Origin of the sequence: Streptomyces sp. NPDC059743, from assembly GCF_042732975.1 — a bacterium.
Taxonomy (GTDB): Bacteria; Actinomycetota; Actinomycetes; order Streptomycetales; family Streptomycetaceae; genus Streptomyces.
The window spans coordinates 57,755-80,914 of sequence record NZ_JBHWGS010000025.1 but is presented as its reverse complement, the minus strand read 5'-3'; the positions used below and the strand labels follow the sequence as shown (position 1 = coordinate 80,914).

Below are 23,160 nucleotides of genomic sequence, written 5' to 3'. Positions count from 1 at the left end.
CGTCACCGAGCGAGGAGGACCCGCTTCCGCAGGAGAGCGAAACCGGCGCGGCCGAACGCCTGCCTCTTGAGCATCTTGAGCCGGTTGATGTGTCCCTCGACGATGCCCGAGTTCCAGGGCAGGGTGAGTCCGGCGATTACGGCGTCACGGTCTCTGCCGATGCCGGCGGCCAGGGTGTGGAGGCCCGGCGGGCCGTCTTCTTGTCGGACGGCGGCGAGCCAGTCCGGCAGGCGCTCGCCTTGACGCCCGGTGAGCATGGCTGCGAATGACCGGACGTGCCGGATGAGCGCGTCGAGTTCGGGGTAATGCGTCGGCACGTTCTTGAGCTGGAACTGCTCGGATTCGGTGAGGTTTTCCGGGTGCCGGAGGATCCGTCCGGCGACGGCCCGAGGTGAGGGCGGCCGGGCGGTCACCGGTCGTGGCGAGGTGCGCGTGGAGTGCAGTCAGGCGCGAATCCGCTGGTAGCTGCCCTTGTAACCGAGCGGCACGATCTCCTCGCAGAGTTTCCACGCGTTGGTTCAGCTCTCGTTCCCGCGGTCGTTCAGGTAGGGCTTGTAGTCATCAAGGACTGAGAAGCCGTTCTGCCACTGGCCGGTGAACAGTTTTTCCGGCTTCGCGGCGTCGGCGAACTGTTTGACGGTGTGCCGGCTCACACCGGGCTACCGCTGGACCGATCGCAGGCCGTGTCCTGCTTCCAGCAGGGCATGAACGGCTCCGTGCCGGGCCCGAGTCCGGTCGGCTGGGCGAGGACGCGGGTGGTGGTGGCGCGCGCGGCGCCTGTGGCCGCGAGGTCCGGTACCCGGTTCGACCGTCCCGGGAGCCGTTGGCCGCCGCCGGCGGGCCGGGCGCTGATCCGGGAGGTCAGGCGCTCAGGTCTGGCATTGGCTCGTGGCCGCAGGAGACCAACCGCTCCAGGCGGCGCCGGCGGCTTGAGCATGCACTCGAATCTGGGCCTTTCCTCCACAAATCAGGGACTTGCTTCCGACTTCGACAGGGCCGACGGTCGCGCCAGGTGCGACGTTGGTGCGACCGCTGCCGATCTTCCGCCAGGTCGAACCGTCGTACAGCCAGAACGCTTCGTAGGAGACCGTCAGAGCCCTGGTACCGGTGTTACGCAGCTTGACGTGCGCCGTCACTTCTCGATAAGGGACGCCTTCCACCGAGTGTCGCTCGGCGCTGATACAGCCATTGACGGCGACCCGGCCGGTCGACACACCTCCGCCACAGGCGATCGCCGTAGCGTGGGCGTCGCCTGCCGGGACCGTCAGCATGGTGAGCGCGACTGTGCTCAGGATCGTTCCGATACGCCTCAAACGCATGGTCTGTCCCCTCTTCGAGTTCTTCTCCCTGGAGAGACCATGGCGCTATTCGGGGCATGATGGGCGATTTCATCGATTTCATCACCCGATAGGTGTAAGCAGCCCGCCGCAGCCGCGGACGATGCGTGCCGCCGTCGACGTCGAGGGGCGACCGCGTCCGCCGGGCATTCGCGAGCGATCCTTCCGTTCGGATCCATACGAAACCGATCAGAGTGACGTTGGCAAGGTGACTCCGCCGAGAACAACGGGTCACCCGTTAGCGCCGTACCGCACTCTGAACGGAGCCCGGGCTCCTCCCGGACGGCTCCTCCCGGATGAGGAGGTCGCCAAGGCTTCTTGAAAGCCGGCCGGCGTCGAGGCGGCGGTCGGCAGGCAGTGCGGTTACGCCGCGCCCGGCTCCGGCTCGGCGCTTCGCGATCGCCGCTGCCGCTCCAGTTCGGCATAGCGCGCCCTCATCGCCCCGCTGGCGGCCGGCCCGGCGGTGAACACATATGCGTCGCTGTCGTCGAGGCTCTTACCGGTGCGGGCGTCGACCACGACCGGATCGGCCTCCTGACCGGTCTCGGCATCGACAAGGACCATGGATCGATCCTGCGGGGCGAGATGCCGGTTACCCCAGGCGGCCAGGGCGACGATCACGGGCCGCAGGGAGTGCCCGCGTTCGGTGAGGACGTACTCGTGGCGGACCGGGTTCGTCTGGTAGGGCCGCCGTTCCAGCAGGCCATCGGCGACCAGGGTCTTCAGTCGTGCGGTGAGCATGCTGGTGGAAATGCCCAGGCTCTGCTGGAACTGATCGAAGCGTGTATAGCCGTCGAAGGCGTCGTGGAGGATCAGCAGCGTCCACCACTCGCCGACATGCTGCACCGTGGTCGACAGCGGGCACTCGCGATCCTCCAGCCGGATCCTGCTCGACATGACACCTCCGGGTTACTGCTAAAGTGAAAGTCACTGGCTTCTATTTTAGCAGTTGCCAGGGGTGTGCCCGTCGTGCGTCCACCTGCGGGACAGTCCCGGACATGGTGTCCGGCGTCTGCACAGCGACCGCCACGCCCGGGCCGCCAACATTCAGCGCACATGCGAGGCAGACATGACCGAACATTCCGGCCCAGTCGATGTCGCCGGCCTGCCAGAGGTCGTCGGACGTTACCTGCGGGCCCACGACATGCGGAACATCTCCACTGCCGCGGCAGCGTTCGCGCCGGAGGCCAATGTCACAGACGACGGCCGCACCTACCGGGGATCCGTTGCCATCAAAGGCTGGCTGGAGCAGGCCACCTCCCAGTACACCTACACCACTACGCCTGTTGGAGCCGAGCGCGACGGCCCCGACAGGTACACCGTCGTCCAGCACCTCGAAGGCGACTTCCCCGGCGGCCGTGTCGATCTGCGCTACCGCTTCGTCCTCGACGAGCACGGACTGATCAGCGAACTTGCCATCGCCCCCTGACGGCCGCCGAGCCATCACAGCCGAGCCATCACAGCCGAGCCATCACAGCATCCACCGATCCGCCTGCCCCTAGATCATGAGGAAGTATGAAGACCTGGTTCATCACCGGCGGGACCTCGGGTGGTTTCGGCCTGGCCTACGCCGACGCGGCCCTGGAGCGCGGTGACAACGTCGTCCTTACCGCCCGCCGCCCGCATTTGCTCGACGACTGGGCCTGCCCCCACGGCGGCAGAGTGCTCGTCCTGCCGCTGGATGTCACCGACGCCCAACAGGTCCGCGAGGCTGTCCGTGCCGCCGAGGAACGATTCGGTCGTATCGACGTCCTGGTCAACAACGCCGGCCGGGGCTGGTACGGCTCCGTCGAAGGCACGACCGACACCGACGTCAGGCAGTCCTTCGAACTGAACTTCTTCTCCGTCACCGAGATCCTGCGCGCCGTCCTCCCGGGCATGCGAGCCCGTGGCAGCGGATGGATCATCAACATGTCCTCGGTCGCAGGCCTGAGAGGCGTGCCCGGCTTCGGCTACTACAGCGCCGCGAAGTTCGCCATCGAGGGCCTCACCGAGGTGCTGCGGCAAGAAGTGGCCCCCTTCGGCATCAACGTCCTGGCCGTCGAACCCGGCGCCTTCCGTACCCGTGCGTACTCCGCCTTCGCCGACGAAACCGTGTCCGAGACGGTGGACGCCTACCTGCCGTTCGTCGAGGCCGTTCGCGCCTCCATGGTTGACCAGAACGGCCGACAGCCAGGCGATCCCTACCGGGGAGTACAGGCCGTTGTGAACGCAATGAATCAGGACAAGCCTCCCCATCGGCTCGTTCTGGGCACCGTCGGCTACGACGCCGTCCACGGCCAGCTGGAAGGCATGATCGAAGAGTTGCGCGACTACGAAGCCGCCTCGCGCAGCGCGGACTTCCCTCCCGCGCCATAGCTGCGGCTCGCGCCTTGAGGACGAGCCCCAGACTCGCGAGCTGGTCTTCCTGGCCCTCGCGGGCGCCTGGCGTATCTGGCCCCGGCCGCCGCGTGTTCTGTCCTGGGCCGGTAGAACATTTGGACATGTCTTTCACGGTCTGTGACAGTGAAAGAGAAGCCGGACACCCACTTCCACCGCGGAAAGGGCAGTGTCATCATGCGCGCTCTGCGATTCGACCGCTTCGGTGATCCCCATGTCCTGCACCTTGTCGACCTGCCCGATCCCGTGGCACGGCACGGCGACGCTGTCATAGCGGTCAAGGCTGCCTCGGTGAATCCCTCGGACCTGAAGAATGTCGCCGGCCAGATATCGGGAACGACCCTTCCCCGAATTCCCGGGCGTGACTTTTCCGGCGTTGTCCTGGACGGACCGCGGGACTGGGCCGGGGCGGAGGTCTGGGGGACCGGCGGCGACCTCGGCATCACACGCGACGGTTCGCACGCGGAGCTGCTTGCCACACCCGCGGCGGCGCTGGTGCGCAAGCCCGGGCGGCTGAGCTTCGAGGAGGCTTCGACCGTGGGGGTCAATTTCGTCGTCGGCTGGCTCGGCACAGTCGAAGCCGCGCGGCTTGCCACGGGCGAGAACATCGCTGTGTTCGGCGTTTCGGGCGGCGTGGGTGGCGCTGTCGCCCAGATCGCTCGTGCCCTTGGCGGCCATGTGATCGGCGTGGACCGGACACAGCCCGCCGACAACACCCCGGCCGCGGCGGTCATTGAGGAGTTCATCGCGTTCGATGGCAGCGCGCAGGACATCGGGGCGCAGGTCAAACGGCTCACCGCCGGAAAAGGTGCGGATGTGGTCTATGACGCAGTCGGTGGCGTCACCACGCAGGCGGCCCTGGCCTCGCTCGCGCACAGCGGTCGGCTCGTGGTGATCAGCGCTGTCGGCACGCGGACCGTGGAGATCGACCTTGTCGACCTCTACCACAACGAAACGCGGATCTTGGGCTGCAACAGCCTCAGCCTCGACGCCGCCCAATCCGGCGCGCGGCTCGACTCGATCACGCCGTACTTTGAGTCCGGACAATTCCGCCCACTCCCCATCACGGACCGCTATCCCCTGGACAACGGGACGGACGCCTATCTCGCGGTGGAGAAGGGGATACGAGGCCGAATGGTCATCTGTCCCTGAACCGCCGTTCGCGACGCAGGCCAACATCTGCATAATCCGCACGTTTTGACAACGACCCGCCGTGGGCGAAAATGGAAGTGGTGTGCTCTTACGAGCCGCGAGAGCCGGCCCAACGAAACCGGTCGCGGAATCGCCGACCCCGCATGGTGGTCGACCCGCCGGCCCCGGGCGGGAAGGTTGAGCGATGGCCAAGGCCAGGACACCCCAGAACCTCAACACCAGGACACCCCAGAACTTCAACAGGCCAATCCAGCGAGACGCACCGCTGCTCAGGCGCGGCAAGCTGGTGAAGCCGGGCGAGGGGGTCTCGATCTGGTGGATGGGCGACGACCGGATCACCTTTGCCGCCGTCAGCGAGGACACGGGAAGTGAGTACGCGTTCTGGCTGGACTATCCACCGCCCGGCACCGGTCCGCCCAGGCACGTCCATTCACGGGAGGAAGAGGGCTTCTTCCTGCTCCACGGGAATCTCGAACTGAAGGCGGGCGGAATCCACACCACCGTGGGTGACGGCACATTCTTCGCGGCGCCTCGCGGCATCCCTCATGAGTGGCGCAATATCGGCGAGAACAACGCCGAACTCATTACCTTCACCACCCCGGGCGGCAATGAGGGCTTCTTCCTCGAACTGGGCGCACCGGGCGATGAACCTCCGAGTGAACACGGGACGATGCCGGTCAAGGAGATCAACGCCCGGACCCCGCGCTACGGCGTCACTTACCTGGAAAGCGGCCCCGACGGGCGCGAAAGGCCCCTTCCGATCGGTGAAGGACGCGGCCCCACCCTGGTGCTCCCGGATGAAGGCGACCGCCGGTACGCCGCCGGAGCGACGTACAACATCAAAGCGGCAGGTCTCGCGACCGCGGACGCCTACACGGTCACCGAGATCACCCTTGAGCCGGGCGGCGGGATGCCCGCCCATCGCCATGCCCGCTATGAGGAGGCGTTCTACGTCCTGGAAGGGACCGCGGCCGTGCTGGTCGACGGAGAGGAGTACGAAGCCTCCGCCGGAGCAGCCGTGCTCGTGCCCTGGGGGGTACGCCACCGGGTACGGAACCGCAGCGATCGGAGTGTACGGCTGTTCAACCTGACGGTGCCCGGCGGGATCGAGGAGTACTACCGCGCCGCGTGCCGTCCGTCTCCCGGACCGGGCAGCGCCCCGGACGGAGATCTCAACCGGCTGAGGGCGGCTGGGAGTCGGTTCGGTATCGAAGTCGACAGCGACGACCAGGGGATGCCGGCCTGAACGCCGGCCCTCGGGTCGATGTCCTTGAAACAGGAGAGTTGTGATGACGACAGACGCCAAATTTTTGACGGGCAGCGACGGTCTCGTGGCTGTCGACAAGCTGGGGAACCACATCCTGTTCCTCGATCCGGAGACCTATGAGGTCGAGTTGACCCTCGAAGGCTTCGCGCCGAGGGTGCACGAGCTTCTCGTCTCGCCCGATCACCGTTTCGCGTATGTCCCCATCTACGGCGCCGGCATCCACGGGGACAACCCCCATCCGGGCCACCTGATCGCCAAGTTCGACCTGCGGGAACGGAAGCATGTCGGTGACCTCAGCACGTACCCGCACCTGGCCCCGCACGGCCTGCGCTGGGGCGCGGACGGCCAGTTGTACTGCGTGTGCGAGAACAGCGGCGTGGTGCTCGAAATGGACCCCGAGAGCGGCACGACGGAGAACGTGATCGAGGTGGGCTCCAACAAGGCACACCGCGTCGAGGTGCTGCCGGACAACAGCAAGCTCTACACCGAGAACGAGGAGGACACGTTCGCGTCGGTCGTCGATCTGGCCACGAAACGCGTGGTCAAGAAGATTCCCGCACCGAACGGCGCCGCGGGAATCGGCATGTCCCCCGACGGGGAGACGGTCATCCTCGTCGACGCACAGCAGCCGCAGCTCTTCGTGGTCGACACGGTCTCGGACGAAATCCGCGCGACGATCACACTCGACGGGCACCAGAAGGCGGCCCAGATCGCGCGCTACAGCCCCGACGGCAGGTATCTCGTGGTCACGAACTTCGAGGAGCCGCTGGCCACCGTCTTCTCCGAGGACCTCAAGTCACAGACCCTGCTGCACCTCGGCCAGGGCCCCATGAACATGGCCTTCCACGAGGACGGGGAAACGGTGCTCATCGCGAATCACAACGAAGGCTCGCTGGCCGTGTGCAACCTCGAACGCGGCGAGGTCCTGCGTACCGTGCAAGCGGGTGTCGGCATCGAGACCCTCTCGTTCTTCTAGAGGCCGCTCATGACCACCGACTGGAAATCCAAGGCCGAGTCAGGCTTCCACACCGTCAGCGACTTCCGGTTCGACGACGGACACCGCCTCGATGTGACCTTGGCGTACCACACACTCGGAACCTTGAACGCTCGCGCGGACAACGCGGTGATGTTGTTGCACGGCACAACCGGCTCCGGTCGGCAGTTCCTGCAACCGTCCATCGCCGACTTCCTGTTCGGGAGCGGCCGGCCTCTTGATGTGAGCAGATTCTTCGTGATCATGCCGGACGCCATCGGGCACGGCAGGTCGAGTCGGCCCAGTGAGGGGCTTGGACCCGACTTCCCGCACTACGGCTACGGCGACATGGTCGAGGGACAGCATCGGCTGCTGGCCGACGGGCTGGGCATCGAGCGGCTACGGCTGCTGCTCGGCACCTCGATGGGCGGGATGCAGACGTGGATATGGGGCCAGCGGTATCCGGACCAGCAGGCGCTGATGGCGATCGCCAGTCTTCCCGAGCGCATTACCGGGCGGAACCTGCTGTGGCGGAGGATGCTCATCCATCTGATCGAGTCCGACCCCGGATACGCCGACGGCCGCTACAACAAGCAGCCGGCCGGAGTCGGTCACGCGATGGCGCTGTTCCGGCTCATGGTCGGCAGCGCGCGGCATATGGCCTCCGATCTTCGGTCCATCGATGTCACCGACAGACAGATCGAGGGAATTGAGTCGCAGGCACTGGATGGTGAGGACGCCAACGACGTCATCTGGGAGTTCGACGCGTCCAGGGACTATGACCCGGCGCCCGGCCTCCAGGCGATACGGGCACCGCTGCTGGCTGTCAATTTCGAGGACGACGAACTCAACCCCGTCGAACTCGGGGGACTGGAAAGAGCCATCGCTGCGGTTCCCCACGGACGGGCCATGACACTCCCGGCCGGCCCGAAAACACGGGGGCACCAGACGCTCCATGTCGCCGAAGTGTGGTGCGACCACCTCGCCGAGTGGCTGGCGTAGACCCGGGGGTGAAGGCTCGTCGGAAGGTTGAAGGCTCGTCGGAAGTGGGGCTGGTCTACTCGGCGCTGAGCTGGCGCAGGTTGGTCTTGGTGAGTTCGAGGATCTCGTCTCCCCGGCCGGAGAGGATGGTCCGGGTGGCGAACAGGCTGAAGCCTTTGAGCTGCCCAAGGGTGATTTTCGGGGGCAACGACAGCTCGTACCGTTCGGTACGGGCGTCGATCAGCGCCGGTCCGTCGTGCGCGAAGGCCGCGCGCAGGACGTCCTCCAGTTCGTCGGCGCGTCCGGCGCGCGCTGCGAACAGACCGGCGGCGCGGGCCAGGGCGCTGAAGTCAGGGTTGTCTAGATCTGTGCCGTAGGTGACGATGCCCGCGGCTGTCATCTCCAGCTCGACGAAGGACAGCGCCGAGTTGTTGAAGACGACGATCTTCACCGGCAGGTCCAGTTGGCGCAGCGTGATCAGTTCGCCGAGCAGCATGGCCACGCCGCCGTCACCTGACAGTGCCACCACCTGGCGGCCGGGCTGACTGGCCTGGACGCCGATGGCGTGCGGCAGCGCGTTGGCCATCGAGCCGTGGTTGAAGGAACCGATGAGCCGCCGCTCGCCGTTCATGCGCAGATAACGGGCCGCCCACACCGTCGGAGTCCCCACATCGGCGGTGAAGACCGCGTCACGCGCCGCCAGCCGGTCGATCGCGGCGGCGACCTGCTGCGGGTGCATGGGGGAGCCGGCCGGTTTAGCCTCGGCCAGCCGGTCCAGACGGGCCCGCACCCGCCGGTAGTGTCCGGTCATCTTCTCCGCGAAGTCGTCGTCCGTACGGCGCTCCAGCAGGGGCAGCAGCGCCTGCGCGGTCTCCTTGACGGTCCCCACCAAGGGAACATCCACCTGCGTGCGGCGGCCGATCTGCTCGCCGCGCACGTCGACCTGTACGACGGGGACGTTCTCCGGGTAGAACGACCGGTACGGGAAGTCGGTGCCGAGCATCAGCAGCGCGTCGCAGTGCTCCATCGCCCGGTAGCCGGAGCTGTAGCCGATCAGCCCGGTCAGGCCGACGTCGTAGGGATTGTCGTACTCAAGGAAGTCCTTGCCGCGCAGCGAGTGGACCATCGGCGCCTTCAGCGCCTTGGCCAGGGCGACTGCCTCGTCGTGGGCGCCCGCGCAGCCCGCCCCGGCCAGGATGGTGACCCGTTCGGCGGCGTTGAGTACGCGCGCCGCCTGCGCGAGCGACCGGTCGTCCGGCCGGATGAGTGAGGCCGACTTGAACACCGGGCGCGGTGGTGGCGTGGAGGCGGCGCGGTCGAGGAACAGTTCGCCGGGGATGACCACCACCCCGACGCCGCCGCGCTCCAGGGCCGTGCGCATGGCGATCTCCAGCAGCCTCGGCAATTGCTCGGGCACGCTCGCCATCTCGCAGTACACACTGCACTCGCGGAACAGCTCCTGTGGGTGTGTCTCCTGGAAGTAGCCCCCGCCGATCTCCACGCGCGGGATGTGCGCGGCGATGACGAGCACCGGCACCCGGCTGCGCTGTGCGTCGAACATGCCGTTGATGAGGTGCAGGTTCCCGGGGCCGCAGCTACCGGCCGCGACCGCGAGCTCGCCGGTGACGCCTGCCTCGGCGGCGGCCGCGAACGCGGCGGCCTCCTCGTGCCTGACGTGCTCCCAGGCGATGCCGCCGTCGCGGCGCAGGGCGTCGGTGAACCCGTTGAGGGAGTCTCCCGGCAGGCCGTAGATCCGCCGCACACCGGCGGCCTTGAGCGTAGAGATCATGGCATCCGCGACTGTGACGGCCATCCGTTCCTCCTCGGGCTGGGGCGAGCAAGCTCCCGATCAGCATGAACCGCTTCGGGCAGCGTCGCCGACCTTCCTCGGCCATCCGGCAGCACAGGATCTGCGTGTGCGGTGACCGCCCGCGCCGTCACGGTGATCGGCCGTTCCGGGCATTGGGCCGGTAGTTGTTGAGTCTCAGTAGCCAATTCAGCGGTTGTGCGCGACGTCCCGTACCGCAGGCTGCCCGTCCGCCCGCCACAACACCCGCCGTGTGGCCAGGCCCCCCAGCACGCCGGCCGCACAGCCGAGGATGCCCGCGGACGCGGGCCAGTCGATGCCGGCCAGCCGGTCGAGTGACCAGACACCCGGCCCGGCGAGCCCGGTGACGGCGACGGACGCGATCAGGACCAGCGGGTACTCGTATCCGTCATCCTGGACCCACGGCCCGTGCGGGTACTTCACCGTGACCGCAACGGTCATGACACTGGCGACGGCCCCCACCGCGAACGGTGTCAGGAGCCCGGCCGCGAGCAGCAGGCCCCCGCCTGTCTGACCGCTCCCCGCCGCCACCGCGGTGAGCCGCCCGCCGCGGAAGCCGTCGTGCCGGAACTCCTCGGCGCCGGCGGCCAGTCCGGCTCCGCCCAGCCAGTGCGTCATCTTCTGCAGGCCATGGGCGGCGACCAGCCCTCCAACGACGATACGGAGGGCGAGCAGCCCGGCGTCGGTACGGCCGGCGCCCGGGCCGGCCGTGCCTCCTGCCGCACGCAGAGACCGTTGTCTGATGGTGAGACGTGGATACCGCATGGTCACTTCTTTTCTCGTTTGACGCCTTTAGTACAAGGCCCTCATCTGTAGTGCGCAAGCTGTGTGTGCTCAATGCAGATGGAAGGAGGAACCGGAGGCGACGAGCGAGATCGCAATGCGTCCCTCGCGCAGTTCCCAGGGGAACGGGCCCTCGAAGGTACGCAGTCCCTGTCGGCACAGCGGGTCTTCGGCGAGCAGCTCGCGGGCCTCGTCGGCGGTGCCGGTGTTGAGGATGGTGAGACCATCACCGACCTGCACACCTGGTTCGACGAACGGCCCTGACGCCCAGAGCAGCCCGCGCCCTTCCAGCTCGATCATGTACCGGAGGTGGTCCGCGACGTAGGGCGTGATCTCGGCGTCCTCGGCGACCTTGCGGTTGATCGCCGCGAACAGCCGTTTCCTGGTCATGGGGGCGAGGAGTTGCTCTACGGTCTCGTCCGTCGCGGACATGTGGGCGCTCCTTCTGATCAGGGCAGTGCGGCAGTGTGTCCGCGTGTTGAACAGGACAGAACTCCGGTAGGACGAGGGTTCTCATGAATCGGCCGACGAGGCAACACGGCCCGCTGATGCGCCTCTTCCGCAGAGGTCGGAGCACCGTCGGCAGTGGCAGTGCCAACGGACCTGGTTGGACGCCTTCGGAAGGCGTGATCACCGTCTCGGTGCGAAGGTTGAGTTCAGTTGCTCACATTCCTGGGCGATTGATTTGGCATGCATACATGCGGCGTCGGGCGGAGCGGACATGTCTGAGCGGTCAACCCAGCGATTGACCAATGGGTTCAATCTGCTTGTCGACGCACTCCAGGCCAATGGGGTGCAGAACATGTATGGCGTGGTCGGAATTCCGGTCACGGATGTGGCGCGTCTGGCGCAGGCCCGTGGCATGAGGTACATCGGATTCCGGCACGAGGCGTCGGCCGGGAACGCCGCGGCGATCGCGGGTTTTCTGACGCGGCGTCCAGGTGTCTGTCTCACTGTTTCCGCGCCGGGCTTTCTGAACGGCCTGGTCTCTCTCGCGGCGGCGACGGTCAACTGCTTCCCCATGATCCAGATCAGTGGTTCCAGCGAACGGCCCGTCGTCGATCTCCAGCAGGGCGACTACGAAGAACTCGACCAGTTCAGCAGCGCGAAGCCGTTCGCGAAGGCGGCGTACCGCGTCGACCGTCCCGAGGACATCGGGCTGGCCACCGCTCGCGCTGTCCGGGCGGCTGTGGCCGGACGGCCCGGTGGTGTCTATCTGGATATCCCTGCCGCGGTTCTCGGCGCGACTCTCGACGCGTCGAAAGGAGCTGAATCGATCTTCAGCCCCGTGGATCCGGCTCCGACTCAACTGCCGGACCCCGCCTCCATCAGGCGGGCCCTCGACCTGTTGCAACGTGCACAGCGGCCTCTCATCGTGCTGGGCAAGGGAGCGGCGTACGCGCAGGCGGACGAGTCCATCCGGACCTTCATCGAGCAGACCGGCATCCCGTTCCTTCCCATGTCGATGGCGAAGGGGCTGCTGCCGGACGGTCACCCGCAGTCCGCGGCGGCCGCCCGCTCCTTCACGATCGGCCATGCCGACGTTGTCTTCATGGTCGGCGCACGGCTCAATTGGATGCTGAGACATGGGGAACCACCCTTGTGGAACCCGGACGCGAAGTTCGTGCAGGTCGACGTCGCAGCCACGGAATTCGACAGCAACCGCCCCATCGCGGCTCCCATCCTCGGGGATATCCGCTCCGTCTTCGACGTGCTGGTGAAAAAGCTTGAGCACTATCCGGTCCAGGTTCCCAGTCAATGGACCGACGAGATCGAGAGCCATAAGGCCAAGAATGTCGAGAAGATGGCCGCCCGTCTCGCCGCGCCCCATACACCGATGGGATTTTACGGCGCGCTCCGGGTGGTCCGGGATTTCATCGCGGACCACCCGGAAACGTATCTGGTCAATGAGGGAGCCAATACGCTCGACTTCGGCCGGGACGTCATCGACATCCATAAACCGCGGCACCGCCTCGACAGCGGTACGTGGGGTGTCATGGGGATCGGAATGGGCTACGCGATCGCGGCAGCCGTGGAGACAGGCGATCCCGTGATCGTCGTGACAGGCGACAGCGCCTTCGGGTTCAGCGGTATGGAGGTCGAGACGGTCTGCCGCTACAGACTTCCCGTGGTGACCCTCGTGTTCAACAACGGCGGCGTCTACAAGGGCGACGCGGTGAACACCGAGTCCGCCGATCCGGCACCGACCGTGCTCATGCACGACGCACGCTACGACAGGATCGCCGAGGCTTTCGGAGCCGTCGGCCACAACGCCACCACACCCGAAGAACTCGACTCCGCGCTGCGCCAGGCCATGGCATCGAAGAAACCAGCGGTCATCAACTGTGTCATCGATCCCACACTGGGCACGGAAAGCGGACATCTGCAGAACCTCAACCCACAGAGTTCGGTGCCGGAAACAGCACTGAAAACAACGTAAGGGGACGGCCTCAAATGACGGCAACCGCACGCGCGGCAAAAGACCGGGCGAAGACCGACGCACGGAGCGCCGGGCATCTCGATCCTGAGAAGCCGTATCCGCTCGCGGGAATCACCGTACTCGACTTCACGCATGTGCTGGCGGGGCCGACATGTTCGCGTATGCTCGCGGACGGCGGAGCCCGGGTCATCAAGGTCGAGCGACCGGGCGTGGGAGACGACACCCGTAAAATGGGGCCGTTCCTCAAAGACGGGAGCAGCGAGTACTACCGCTTCGCGAACCTCGGCAAGCAGTCGATCGCCATCGACCTCAAGGAACCCGAGGACATGGCGCTCGTCAAGCGGATGCTCGGCAAAGTGGACGTGGTCGTGGAGAACTTCCGGCCCGGCGTGATGGCCAAACTCGGTATGGACCCCGAAGAACTGGTCAAGGAATTTCCGCGTCTTGTGGTGTGTTCGATCTCCGGCTTCGGCCAGTACGGGCCGATGCACGACCAAGCCGCGTACGACACGATCATCCAGGCCCTGTCCGGGATCATGGACGCGACCGGTACACCGGACGGCGGTCCCACGCGTGTCGGCACGTCCCTCTCGGACATCGCCGCGGGTATCTACGGGTATTGCGGCATCGTGACCGCGCTGCTCGCCCGGGAGAGCACCGGCATGGGGAGCACGGTCGACATCGCCATGCTCGATTCGACGTTCGCCCTCCTTGAGCACGGACTCATGGACGCACTCGGCCCGAGGGTGCGGCCCCAACGGCTCGGGAACCGGCATCCGTTCATGTATCCCTTCGACACCTTCGCCTGCCGGGACCAGCCACTCGCCATCACCGTCGGAAATGACCACCTGTTCGGAATCCTGGCCGAAGTACTCGGCAAACCTGAACTGGCGACGGACGACCGCTTCGACACGAACGCGAAGAGGTCCGACAACTGGGCCCCGCTGAAGCAGGAGATGGAAGCCGTGCTCACGGGCGACACGGCCGCCGTATGGCGCGAGAAGCTCGAACAGGCCGGAATTCCCGTGGGCGTGGTCCTCAACGTGGACGACACGCGCAGACTCCCCCAGATCAAGGCCCGGGCCATGGTGAAAAATATCGGGGGCTACGACGTGCCCGGCAGCCCAATGAAATACGGACGGTACAACTCTCTTGGGACACTGGCGCCATCGCCTGCTCTCGACGAGCACGGTGACGCCATCCGCGCCGAATTCCAAGAACAGAAGTAAAGCGGTCGTGCCACCCACGGGCGAGATCTCACCTACGGGCCGTACAGCCACCGGCCGCCCGTGGCTCTTCGCGATGCTCACTGCCGCCGCAGCCTCACACGGCGCACACACCGCCGTCCATGGGACGGCCGGAAACACGGGCGCCACCTACACCGAGCTGACGGAGGCATCCGCCGACTTCGCGAGACAAGCGCAGAGAGCAGGTGTCCGACGAGGCGACACCATCGGATTGCTGTCTGACAATCGCCTTGAGTTTGTCATTTCCTTGTTCGGATTGTCGTCCCTCGGCGCCGTCGCAGCTCCGATCGATCCTCGGCTGGCGCCGGGAGAGGTACGCACACGCCTCCAGGCCGTAGGCGCTCGGGCGGTGCTCACAACGACGCCGCCCGAGAACGACATCAGGTCCGTACCCGCGTTTCATGTGCGGGCACATCGTGGCTCCCACGGTCTGGCCCTCACCCTCACCACGGATCCGCACACTTCCTTGGCAGACCGCGGCCAGGGGAGTCCGGCTCTGCCTCCGGGGTGTGAACTGATCCTGTTCACCGCGGGGTCGACAGGCCGGCCCAAGGCGGTTCCTCTTACCGGCACCAACCTCGGCTCGTCGGTCGGAGGAGTCATCTCCAGCCTTCGACTCGGGGCGTCGGACGCGACGTTGCTCGCCATGCCGCTGTTCCACGGACACGGCCTGATGGGAGGTCTCCTGGCCACTCTCGCATCGGGAGGACGCGTCGCACTGCCTTCCTCGGGGCGCTTCAGCGCCCACTCCTTCTGGCCCGAGATGACAGACCTCGGAGCCACCTGGTACACGGCGGTTCCCTCGATCCATCAGATCCTCCTGCTGCGTGCGTCGTCGGAGTATCCAGGGCCGCGTGAAGCACCGTTGCGTTTCATCCGGAGTTGCAGCGCTCCCTTGTCCGCTGCCACCGCTCAAAAGCTCACATCGGCCTTCCACGCACCCGTGGTTCGCGCCTATGGGATGACCGAAACGGCTCATCAGACCGCGTCCGCGCAGCTGAACAACCTGACCGGCTCCGACGAGAGATACGTCGGCGTGCCGACCGGCGTCGAGGTCGGCATCACCGCCCCGGACGGTTCATCCGTCCCGATCGGCGAAGAGGGAGAGATCGTCGTTCACGGAGCGTCGGTCATGCCTGGATATCTCGGCGATGAGCCGGCCGAACCGGCTCTTGCCGGCGGGCGATTCCGTACCGGAGACCTGGGCCGCCTTGACTCCGACGGCGCGCTCTACCTCACCGGCCGGATCAAGGAACTGATCAATCGGGGCGGTGAAAAGATCTCTCCGGAATCCGTCGAATCCGTTCTCGCGCAGCACCCTCAGGTGGTCCAGGCAGTGGCGTTCGGAATTCCCGATCCGCTGTACGGTGAGCGCGTCGCAGCCGCGGTCACGCTGGCGGGTGGATCAACTGCCACTCCGGATGCGCTGAGGGAGTTCTGCGCAAAGCACGGGAGCGGCATCCTGGTTCCCGATCGGATCATGATTGTGCCGAGGATGCCGTTGACAGCGAAGGGAACCGCTGATCGCCGCGTACTCGCGTGCAGAGCGACAAGCGGCGAGGGGTCGGTGCCGCGGTGATCGGTCTCCCCGCCGGCCGGCGCACTGACACGGGAGGAGCCGACTGCACAGCGGGCCCTTGAGCAGGTCCGGGTGGCAGGGAGTACACCCCAGGGCGAAAATGCCGTTGTGGACGACAGCCTCGAATCGGCGAGGTGAGCCCGACGTACTGCCCCTTGGAGAACCGTCCCATGGCCCCGGGTACCGGTCACAACGCGACCGAAGGCGTCTCCACCCATTCCGCTTGGAGCCTGGGCGGCATGGTGGTGCGCCGGATCGACGAGACGGGTCTGCCGCTGCAAACGGTCGCCCTCCAAGGGGGGCCGAAAGACGCACGCCGGGCGGGTCTCGGAGAGTGGCCAGTTGCGCAGGGCGGCGTCGGCCATCTCCTGGAGTTCGTCGCGGCCGACACCGCTCGCGGCTTGTACGGCGATGCCGTAGGCGAAGGTGGTGAGGTAGCGCGCCAGTAGCCCCGGATCGGTCTGCGGAGGCAGGTCGCCGTCGTCGACGGCGCGCTGGAACCGCTCTCGGACGCAGGAGTAGCCGTTGTTGCGCCAGGCGACGAGGAGGTCACGGACTTCCTGCCCGGAGTCGCTGGTGGTCAGGGCGCCGTGGACGCCCAGACACCCATGGGGATTGGCCGGGCGGGTGGTGGTTCGCACGGTGCCGGCCAGAATTGCGGTGGCGACGCCGAGGGCGGTCGGCTCCTCCATGGCTCGGGCCAGGTATGCGCTCGGGCCTTCGGTGCAGCGCTCCAGAGCCTTGCGGAACAGCTTCTCCTTGTTGCCGAAGGCTGCGTACATGCTGGTGGTGGAGATGCCCATCGCGGCCCGACGTCCTGGTGAACAACGCGGGCATCTTGGGGGGACGGAGTCACCGACGGTCCCACGGCTTTTCGGGCCTTCGACACCAATACGGTGGGAATCGTGTGTGTCACGGAGGCGGCGCTTCCCTTGCTGCGCAAGTCCTCGAACCCAACCGTGGTCACCGTTTCCAGCAGTGCCGGGTCCTTCTGGGCAGTGACCAATCCGGACCGGCCGGAGTTCAACTTGCCGTTGGCGCTTTACTCTGCGTCCAAGTCCGCAGCCACCATGCTCACGGTCCAGTACGCCAAGTCCCAGCCGGGCATCAAGTTCAACGCCGTCGAGCCCGGCACCACCGCGACCGACCTGACCGCGGCATTCGGAATCGGAAGGACGCCGGAGGAGAGTGCCAGGGTCGTCGTGCGTCTCGCAACTCTCGACGCGGACGGTTCGACGGGAACTTTCCAGGACGAAAACGGGGAAGTGCCCTGGTAACCGTGTGGGAACGGTCGCAGGGCAGCCCAGGCGGGCTGCCCCCCGACCGTTCCCACAGGCCCTGAGACCGACTCCGGGACCTGGAGTGCACGAGCGGTCATCAGCGCGATCGGACCTGGTGGCGGCCGTTCCTGCGCGCGGTGCCCGGGCGAGGGGACTTCGGCGAGTGTGAAGGCGGGTTTGTGTGTCGCGAGGGATGTGTGGGCGCGTGCGGCGACAGCGAGGCTGCGGGAGCGGGCGGTAATCCGGTTGCCCAGGTCGGGCGAGTTCGTCCAGGGTGGCCCCCTGATCGGCAGCGGCCCCCAGGACCTTCTCGACGACGACGGCTGCGGCCATGCCCCGGCGGCCGGCGCCGGACGAGCTGGTGGCGATGTCGTCGTCAACCCGTACCGGCAGCACACGCACGCCGGTGGCACGCAGTTTCTCGGCAGTGATGACGAAGCTGACAGTGTCGCCGGTGTAGTTCATGACGATGAGCAGCACGGAGTCGCTGTCTGTCGTCGTGGCCGCGACCGTCGCCGCCTCGGTGATCTGCTGGTGGTGCGGGCTTGTGAAGATCGCGCCGGGTACGACGGCGTCGAGGCCTCACCCCGGTCGAACCGCTCAGCCGCTTCCAGCCGTAACTGCTCCCGGAACTCCTGCCGTTCGGCGGCCAGGCCGCCACCCTGTGGATAACGCATGCACCGTTGATGTCGTGGACGATGAGCCCGTCCGAGCACCAGAGGTAGCGACCTCCCATGGCTTCCCCGCTTTCGGCCCATCTCACCATGATGACCTCGACCTGGGCGAGGGTGATCATGGTCGTGCTCCACCGGGAGCCGTCCTTGAAGTCCACGAAGACGTCGACGTTGTCCACGGACTCCAGGTCCTCGTCGGCGTTCGGCAGGAATACAGCTTCGAAGTGCTCCGTGTCGGTCGGCTGCCCGGCGATCCGCAGGGTACGGGCCGGGTGCCTCACGGCGTGGGTCCAGCTGATGGAGGCGCTGGTGGCCGAGCGCCACCTCGACCGGCCGGTACCGCCGATGGCCGGTACCGCCTCGATCGGGGCGGTTGTGTATCTGCCGGCTGCCGCCATCGAGGAGGGCCGGGGCCTGTCCTCGATGAGCGGCATCCTGGCCGACACCGCCTAGCGTCTGCTGTCGGCCTGACGGCTCGGCCTCACTTCAGGTGCCGGGCGAAGAACCGGTTCCCGTCGTCCACCTCGAACCACGGGGTGCCGGTGTGTCCGCCCGGATTGGCGTGCAGTGTCTTCTCCTTGGTGCCGAAGGCGTCGAACAGGTCCAGGGCCCGCTGGCGGGGGTTTCCCTTGTCGTCCCATTGCAGCAGGAACAGCAGCGGAACGGTGATCTGCCGGGCCTCCTCGCGCTGGGCGCGGGGCACGTAACCCCCGGCGAAGAAACCGGCGGCCGCGATGCGTGGTTCGACCACCGCCAGCCGAATGCCGATGGCGGTCATCCCCGAGTACCCGACCGGGCCGCCGATCTCGGGCAGCGAAAGGAGGGCGTCCAGGGTGGTCCGCCATTCCGGGACCGCCTTTTCGACCAGCGGGACGATGAAGGACTCGAAGATCTCGTCGACCGGCTCGCCGGCTGCCATCGCCCGGCGGAGGTCGGCGCGGGCCTGTTCATCGACGGCGGAACGGGGCCGGTCGCCGTGCCCGGGGTGGTCGATGGCGGCCACCGCGTAGCCGTACTCCGCCGCGGAGTGCCGGGCCCGGGCCACCAGCCGTGATTCCCGCTTGTGCAAGCCGCCGTTGTGGCCGATCAGGATCAGCGGGGCCGGTGCTGCGGATCCAGACGTCCACAGGGTGCCGGGGATCTCGCCGAGGGTGAATTCGCGTTCGAGGACGCCGTCGTCGAGGCGCTGTTCAGAAGTGAATTGCATGGTCTTGCCTTTCGGGAGTGCTCTGAGCGGCGCTCCCGGACGACCTATCGTCCGACCGTGACCCCGGAGGGGAGCACCCATGTCGATACTGCGTTCACGGGTACCACCTCCTCGTTCTCTCGCACGGCCTCCGGAAAAGTAGCAGTGGTCGCCGTGGCCCGCCAACGGGTTTTTGCGGAGGGCCTTCTGGCACGCTTCCGGCCATCGACGGTGATCTTGTGCCCGATGGACCTGTGGGCCCGCGTGGCCCCCCTTGCTGCCACAGCGCCCCGAGCGGTGGCACCGGCACGCAGGACGGCATCGGATACCCGACCGTACCGCGCCGGCGGGCATCCTCTACGTGCTGCGTACCGGAGTGGCCTGGCGTGACGTGCCACGTCAGGTGGTGGGTTGCTCAGGCATCACGGCTCGGCGCCGCCTGCGGGACCGGACCGAAGCCGGCAGCTGGCCCCCCCCGGCTGCACGCCGCCCTGCTCGCCGAGCTCCGGCCGTCGGCCTACTGGAGATGGACAACTGCGCCGCGGTGCGCCGGGCCATGGCACAACACCGGCCCGGCGCACCCGCACGGGTGCAGTCACACCGGCACCCCACACTCGCCGGAACACCTTTCAGGCGGAGGGCGATCCTCCCTGCGCCCACCGCCTGACTCCAACAGAGGAAGCAGACCCATGCCGGAACTGCGCATCGACTCGGAAGGATTCCGTCTCGACAATGCTCCGTTCCAGATCCTCTCCGGTGGTCTGCACTACTTCCGCGTCCACCTCGGATTCCGCGTCCACCTCGGACACTGGCGCGACCGCCTGCGCAAGGCCCGCCTGATGGGCCTCAACACCGTCGACGCGTACGTCCCCTGGAACCTGCACGAGCCCACGCGCGGCGAGTCCCGCATGGACGGTGGGCTGAACTTGTCGGCGTTCCTCGAGTTCGCGCTGCCCGGCTCGGGCGGGAGGCAGTCGCGGACGAGCGCCCGCTGAAGATGGAGCAGCTCGGCCAGGACGTCAGCTTCGTCCTGTACGAGACCAACCTGACCACACCGGGCCACGCACTCCTCGCCATCACCGCGTACGGCGACCGCGCCCAGGTCTACGTCGTCGGCAGGCCCGTCGAGGTTCTCGAGGCCTCGTCTTCGCCGCGTGACCGAACCCCGCCGGACCTGGGCCCACCTTCCACCAGAGGCACTTCCATCTTTATGCGGCGGCCGACACCTTCCTCGACCTGACCGGCTGGACCAAGGGAGCCGCCTGGGTCAACGGCTTTCACCTCGGCCGGCCACCGGCCGCAGCGTCGTGGACCTACACGACACACCGGACCTGGGGCCGGCCGAGGAGTAAATCCGTGCTGCGGTCCGAACAGTGACGAATCCCCGGTTCACGAGACCGGGGATTCGTTGTGTATCAAGGCCGCGTACCGCGAGCGAGGGTGGATCACGACGATTCACCCTGGCACCGCGAAGGATCCGCTTCTTTCCCGGAGGGACGGGACCGGCTCTCCCACCTGGGCTTCCCCTACCTGCGGACCACCCTGCCGCGACTTCCTACTGCCGCCGCAGTACAGCGCAGAGCCTGTCGGTGGACGACGACGATGACCTGCCAGGAGACGAACAATCGGGGCATTGGCAGGGGCCGGTCGTAATGCCGGCGGGTCAGCCCCAACGGGGCGTCGCCCTGTCGTCTCGAATACTGACAGGAGAGCTTCTTTCGTGGCTACCTTCCTATACCGACTAGGTCACCTGGCGTTCCGGCAACGGCGATGGGTGGCCTTGATGTGGGTGGCGATCCTCGCCGCCACCGCCTTCGCCGCGGTCAAGGCCCCCGCAGCGCCCGACGACGGGTTCGCGATGCCGGGCACGGAGTCGCAGAAGGCCTTCGACCTGTTGGACCAGCGCTTCCCGGCGGGCAACTCCGAGGGTGCGGACGCCCGCCTCGTCTTCGTCGCGCCGGACGGCCAGAAGATCACCGCGACGCGGTACAAAGAAGCCATCGACGAGGCCGTCACCGCGGTGGCCGACGGCGGGCAGGTCGCGACCGCCCTCAACCCGTTCGACGCGCACGCGGTGAGCAAGGACAACTCGACGGCGTATTCCAGCATTTCGTACGGCGAGAAGGCTGAAGATCTCACCGACGCCACGAAGAAAACGCTCACCGACGCGGCCGACGACGCACGCGAGGCGGGTCTGACTGTCGAGATCGGTGGTTCCGCGCTGGGGGTCGCGCCCGAGTTCGGCGGGACCACCGAGATCATCGGTGTGGCCATCGCCGCGGTGGTGCTGGTCATCACCTTCGGGTCGCTCGCAGCGGCGGGTCTGCCGCTGCTCACGGCGCTGCTGAGCATCGGCGTCGGTGTGGCCGGGATCGTCGCCGTGGGCCTCTCCACGACGACCACCACCCTCGCCCTGATGCTGGGGCTGGCGGTGGGCATCGACTACGCCTTGTTCATCGTCTCGCGCTACAGCGCCGAACGAGCCGCGGGCCACAGTCCCGCGGAGGCGGCGGCCCGCGCCGCGGGAACAGCCGGCTCCGCCGTGGTGTTCGCGGGTCTCACCGTGGTCATCGCGCTCGCCGGACTGTCCGTGGTGGGCGTTCCCACGCTCACGAAGATGGGCCTGGCCGCGGCCGCGACGGTGGTCATCGCCGTTCTCATCGCGGTGACCTTGGTGCCCGCGGTCCTGGGCTTCGCGCCGAAGGCCGTCCTCCCCCGCAAGGTCCGCAAAGCTCTACGGGGCGGCGACGGTCACGGCGCCGGAGCGTCGGGCCCGCGGCCACCTCAGGGTACGGAGCCGACTCCCGCGACCAAGCCCAATATGGGCACGCGCTGGGCCCGTTTTGTGGTGGGCCGGCCCCTGCCGGTACTTCTGCTGAGCATCGTGGGTCTGGGGATACTCGCGGTGCCGACCCTCGACCTGCGGCTGGGCCTGCCCGGTGATGAGGCGCAGCCCACGTCGACCACCCAGCGCCGTGCCTATGACGACTTGGCGGAAGGCTTCGGGCCCGGCTTCAACGGTCCCCTGACCGTGGTCGTCGACGCGAAGGGCGCGCAGGACCCGAAGGCGGCGGTGGCGGCGGTCGCCAAGAAGCTGGCCGCGACCGACGGTGTCGTCTCCGTGTCACCCGCCATGTTCAACAAGTCCGGCGACACCGCGATCATCAGTGCCACCCCCTCCACCGGCCCCAGCGAAGAAGGGACCAAGGATCTCGTTCACACCCTCCGTGAGGAGAGGGCCGGCCTCAAGGCCGACACCGGGGCGACCATGCTCGTCACCGGCACCACCGCGGTCAACATCGATGTGTCGCAGAAACTCACCGACGCGCTGGTGCCGTATCTGGCGGTGGTGGTGAGCCTGGCCTTCCTGCTCCTGATGGTCGTCTTCCGATCCGTCCTCGTACCGCTCAAGGCCGCTCTGGGCTTCCTGCTCTCCGTGGCCGCGTCCTTCGGAGTGATCGTCGCGATCTTCCAGTGGGGCTGGCTGGCCGGCCTCGTCGGTGTCGAACAGACCGGTCCCGTGATGAGCATGATGCCGATCTTCCTGATCGGTGTGGTCTTCGGACTCGCCATGGACTACGAGGTCTTCCTCGTCACCCGGATGCGTGAGGCGTACATCCACGGCGAAAGCACCGGGCAGGCCATCGTCACCGGATTCCGGCACAGCGCACGCGTCGTCGTCGCGGCGGCCGTCATCATGATCGCCGTCTTCGCCGGATTCATCGGATCCGGAGAATCCTTGATCAAGATGATGGGTGTGGGGCTGTCCTCCGCCGTCTTCTTCGACGCGTTTGTCGTTCGCATGACCATTGTCCCCGCCGTCCTGGCCCTTCTGGGCGACAAGGCGTGGTGGATGCCGCGCCGGCTGGCCAAGATCGTGCCCAACGTGGATGTGGAGGGTGAAGCGCTGGGCCAGGGACAGCCCGGCCAGGCCCTTCCGGGACACCTGGACGAGCAGGGCCGCGAAGCGGTTCACGTCTGAGAGTGAGAGTCCCGTACACGAGCGGGAGGGCCGCACGTGGCGACACGTGTGGCCCTCCTCCGTGACGGGAAG

The 23,160-nt window shown here is 67.0% G+C and carries 23 protein-coding genes and 4 pseudogenes; 17 read left to right on the top strand and 10 right to left on the bottom strand.

Annotated elements, in window-relative coordinates; all coding sequences use genetic code 11:
* Positions 1–2: 2 nt before the first annotated feature.
* From ACFV6H_RS34340 to ACFV6H_RS34325, 4 genes are all read right to left on the bottom strand, one after another.
* Positions 3–413 carry a transposase gene (locus ACFV6H_RS34340; RefSeq protein WP_385550324.1) on the bottom strand — a complete coding sequence of 137 codons (411 nt, stop codon included), beginning with the start codon at positions 411–413 and terminating at the stop codon, positions 3–5.
* 105 nt (positions 414–518) lie between these two features.
* Entirely contained in the window at positions 519–653 is a 135-nt protein-coding gene (locus tag ACFV6H_RS34335) for a hypothetical protein (RefSeq protein WP_385550321.1), read from the bottom strand.
* A 216-nt stretch (positions 654–869) separates the two neighbouring features.
* Positions 870–1,319, bottom strand: a complete 450-nt coding sequence (locus tag ACFV6H_RS34330) for a hypothetical protein (RefSeq protein WP_093591670.1) — start codon at positions 1,317–1,319, stop codon at positions 870–872.
* A 381-nt stretch (positions 1,320–1,700) separates the two neighbouring features.
* The gene (locus tag ACFV6H_RS34325; protein WP_176732439.1) at positions 1,701–2,234 is read right to left on the bottom strand and encodes a helix-turn-helix domain-containing protein; all 534 of its coding nucleotides are present in this window, start codon (positions 2,232–2,234) and stop codon (positions 1,701–1,703) included.
* A 172-nt stretch (positions 2,235–2,406) separates the two neighbouring features.
* Here ACFV6H_RS34325 and ACFV6H_RS34320 point away from each other — a divergent pair, with 172 nt between their 5' ends.
* The 6 genes from ACFV6H_RS34320 to ACFV6H_RS34295 all read left to right on the top strand — a co-directional run bounded on the left by ACFV6H_RS34320 (position 2,407) and on the right by ACFV6H_RS34295 (position 8,110).
* Positions 2,407–2,766: a nuclear transport factor 2 family protein gene (locus ACFV6H_RS34320; RefSeq protein WP_385550316.1), complete on the top strand. Its 360-nt coding sequence runs from the start codon at positions 2,407–2,409 to the stop codon at positions 2,764–2,766.
* 86 nt (positions 2,767–2,852) lie between these two features.
* Positions 2,853–3,695, top strand: a complete 843-nt coding sequence (locus ACFV6H_RS34315; protein ID WP_385550313.1) for an SDR family NAD(P)-dependent oxidoreductase — start codon at positions 2,853–2,855, stop codon at positions 3,693–3,695.
* 198 nt (positions 3,696–3,893) lie between these two features.
* Positions 3,894–4,868, top strand: a complete 975-nt coding sequence (locus tag ACFV6H_RS34310) for a zinc-binding alcohol dehydrogenase family protein (protein ID WP_385550421.1) — start codon at positions 3,894–3,896, stop codon at positions 4,866–4,868.
* 184 nt (positions 4,869–5,052) lie between these two features.
* Positions 5,053–6,114, top strand: coding sequence for a cupin domain-containing protein (locus ACFV6H_RS34305; protein ID WP_385550310.1), 1,062 nt, complete (start codon positions 5,053–5,055; stop codon positions 6,112–6,114).
* A 43-nt stretch (positions 6,115–6,157) separates the two neighbouring features.
* On the top strand, positions 6,158–7,111 hold the full coding sequence (locus ACFV6H_RS34300) for a hypothetical protein (RefSeq protein WP_385550307.1): 954 nt from the start codon (positions 6,158–6,160) through the stop codon (positions 7,109–7,111).
* A 9-nt stretch (positions 7,112–7,120) separates the two neighbouring features.
* Positions 7,121–8,110, top strand: coding sequence for an alpha/beta fold hydrolase (locus ACFV6H_RS34295; protein WP_385550304.1), 990 nt, complete (start codon positions 7,121–7,123; stop codon positions 8,108–8,110).
* 55 nt (positions 8,111–8,165) lie between these two features.
* Here ACFV6H_RS34295 and poxB read toward each other — a convergent pair whose 3' ends face one another.
* From poxB to ACFV6H_RS34280, 3 genes are all read right to left on the bottom strand, one after another.
* Positions 8,166–9,902 (bottom strand): ubiquinone-dependent pyruvate dehydrogenase, encoded by a 1,737-nt coding sequence (gene poxB, locus ACFV6H_RS34290; RefSeq protein ID WP_385550301.1) that lies wholly within the window; start codon positions 9,900–9,902, stop codon positions 8,166–8,168.
* 183 nt (positions 9,903–10,085) lie between these two features.
* Positions 10,086–10,682, bottom strand: coding sequence for a DoxX family protein (locus ACFV6H_RS34285; protein WP_385550298.1), 597 nt, complete (start codon positions 10,680–10,682; stop codon positions 10,086–10,088).
* A gap of 69 nt (positions 10,683–10,751) precedes the next feature.
* A complete protein-coding gene (locus ACFV6H_RS34280; protein ID WP_384986010.1) occupies positions 10,752–11,132 on the bottom strand; it encodes a YciI family protein in 381 nt (126 codons plus the stop codon).
* A gap of 289 nt (positions 11,133–11,421) precedes the next feature.
* Between ACFV6H_RS34280 and oxc the strand changes: the two genes are divergently transcribed.
* From oxc to ACFV6H_RS34260, 4 genes are all read left to right on the top strand, one after another.
* The gene (gene oxc, locus ACFV6H_RS34275; RefSeq protein WP_385550419.1) at positions 11,422–13,140 is read left to right on the top strand and encodes an oxalyl-CoA decarboxylase; all 1,719 of its coding nucleotides are present in this window, start codon (positions 11,422–11,424) and stop codon (positions 13,138–13,140) included.
* Between the two features lie 14 nt (positions 13,141–13,154).
* A complete protein-coding gene (locus tag ACFV6H_RS34270; protein ID WP_384986008.1) occupies positions 13,155–14,369 on the top strand; it encodes a CaiB/BaiF CoA transferase family protein in 1,215 nt (404 codons plus the stop codon).
* A 73-nt stretch (positions 14,370–14,442) separates the two neighbouring features.
* Entirely contained in the window at positions 14,443–15,966 is a 1,524-nt protein-coding gene (locus tag ACFV6H_RS34265; protein WP_385550294.1) for an AMP-binding protein, read from the top strand.
* Positions 15,967–16,136: 170 nt separating this feature from the next.
* Positions 16,137–16,415 carry a hypothetical protein gene (locus ACFV6H_RS34260; protein ID WP_385550291.1) on the top strand — a complete coding sequence of 93 codons (279 nt, stop codon included), beginning with the start codon at positions 16,137–16,139 and terminating at the stop codon, positions 16,413–16,415.
* Here the strand turns inward: ACFV6H_RS34260 and ACFV6H_RS34255 are convergent.
* Positions 16,302–16,859: pseudogene (locus ACFV6H_RS34255) on the bottom strand (TetR/AcrR family transcriptional regulator); the annotation flags it as partial. The gene ACFV6H_RS34260 and the pseudogene ACFV6H_RS34255 sit on opposite strands and share 114 nt — an antisense overlap.
* A 12-nt stretch (positions 16,860–16,871) precedes the next feature.
* On the opposite strand from ACFV6H_RS34255, the gene ACFV6H_RS34250 reads away from it, so the two are divergent.
* On the top strand, positions 16,872–17,243 hold the full coding sequence (locus tag ACFV6H_RS34250) for an SDR family NAD(P)-dependent oxidoreductase (RefSeq protein WP_385550288.1): 372 nt from the start codon (positions 16,872–16,874) through the stop codon (positions 17,241–17,243).
* Between the two features lie 315 nt (positions 17,244–17,558).
* Here the strand turns inward: ACFV6H_RS34250 and ACFV6H_RS34245 are convergent.
* Positions 17,559–17,774: pseudogene (locus ACFV6H_RS34245) on the bottom strand (dihydroxyacetone kinase subunit DhaK); the annotation flags it as partial.
* A gap of 206 nt (positions 17,775–17,980) precedes the next feature.
* On the opposite strand from ACFV6H_RS34245, the gene ACFV6H_RS34240 reads away from it, so the two are divergent.
* A complete protein-coding gene (locus tag ACFV6H_RS34240) occupies positions 17,981–18,373 on the top strand; it encodes a hypothetical protein (RefSeq protein WP_385550285.1) in 393 nt (130 codons plus the stop codon).
* Between the two features lie 28 nt (positions 18,374–18,401).
* Here ACFV6H_RS34240 and ACFV6H_RS34235 read toward each other — a convergent pair whose 3' ends face one another.
* Positions 18,402–19,127, bottom strand: a complete 726-nt coding sequence (locus ACFV6H_RS34235) for a dienelactone hydrolase family protein (protein WP_385550283.1) — start codon at positions 19,125–19,127, stop codon at positions 18,402–18,404.
* A gap of 203 nt (positions 19,128–19,330) precedes the next feature.
* On the opposite strand from ACFV6H_RS34235, the pseudogene ACFV6H_RS34230 reads away from it, so the two are divergent.
* The 5 genes and pseudogenes from ACFV6H_RS34230 to ACFV6H_RS34210 all read left to right on the top strand — a co-directional run.
* Positions 19,331–19,647, top strand: a pseudogene (locus ACFV6H_RS34230) (transposase); the annotation flags it as partial.
* A gap of 148 nt (positions 19,648–19,795) precedes the next feature.
* Positions 19,796–20,101: a beta-galactosidase gene (locus ACFV6H_RS34225; RefSeq protein WP_384986005.1), complete on the top strand. Its 306-nt coding sequence runs from the start codon at positions 19,796–19,798 to the stop codon at positions 20,099–20,101.
* Positions 20,102–20,103: 2 nt separating this feature from the next.
* A complete protein-coding gene (locus tag ACFV6H_RS34220; RefSeq protein WP_384986004.1) occupies positions 20,104–20,346 on the top strand; it encodes a hypothetical protein in 243 nt (80 codons plus the stop codon).
* Positions 20,337–20,483, top strand: a pseudogene (locus ACFV6H_RS34215) (hypothetical protein); the annotation flags it as partial. The gene ACFV6H_RS34220 and the pseudogene ACFV6H_RS34215, both read left to right, overlap by 10 nt.
* 343 nt (positions 20,484–20,826) lie before the next feature.
* Positions 20,827–23,088: an MMPL family transporter gene (locus tag ACFV6H_RS34210; protein ID WP_385550280.1), complete on the top strand. Its 2,262-nt coding sequence runs from the start codon at positions 20,827–20,829 to the stop codon at positions 23,086–23,088.
* Positions 23,089–23,160 lie beyond the last annotated feature (72 nt).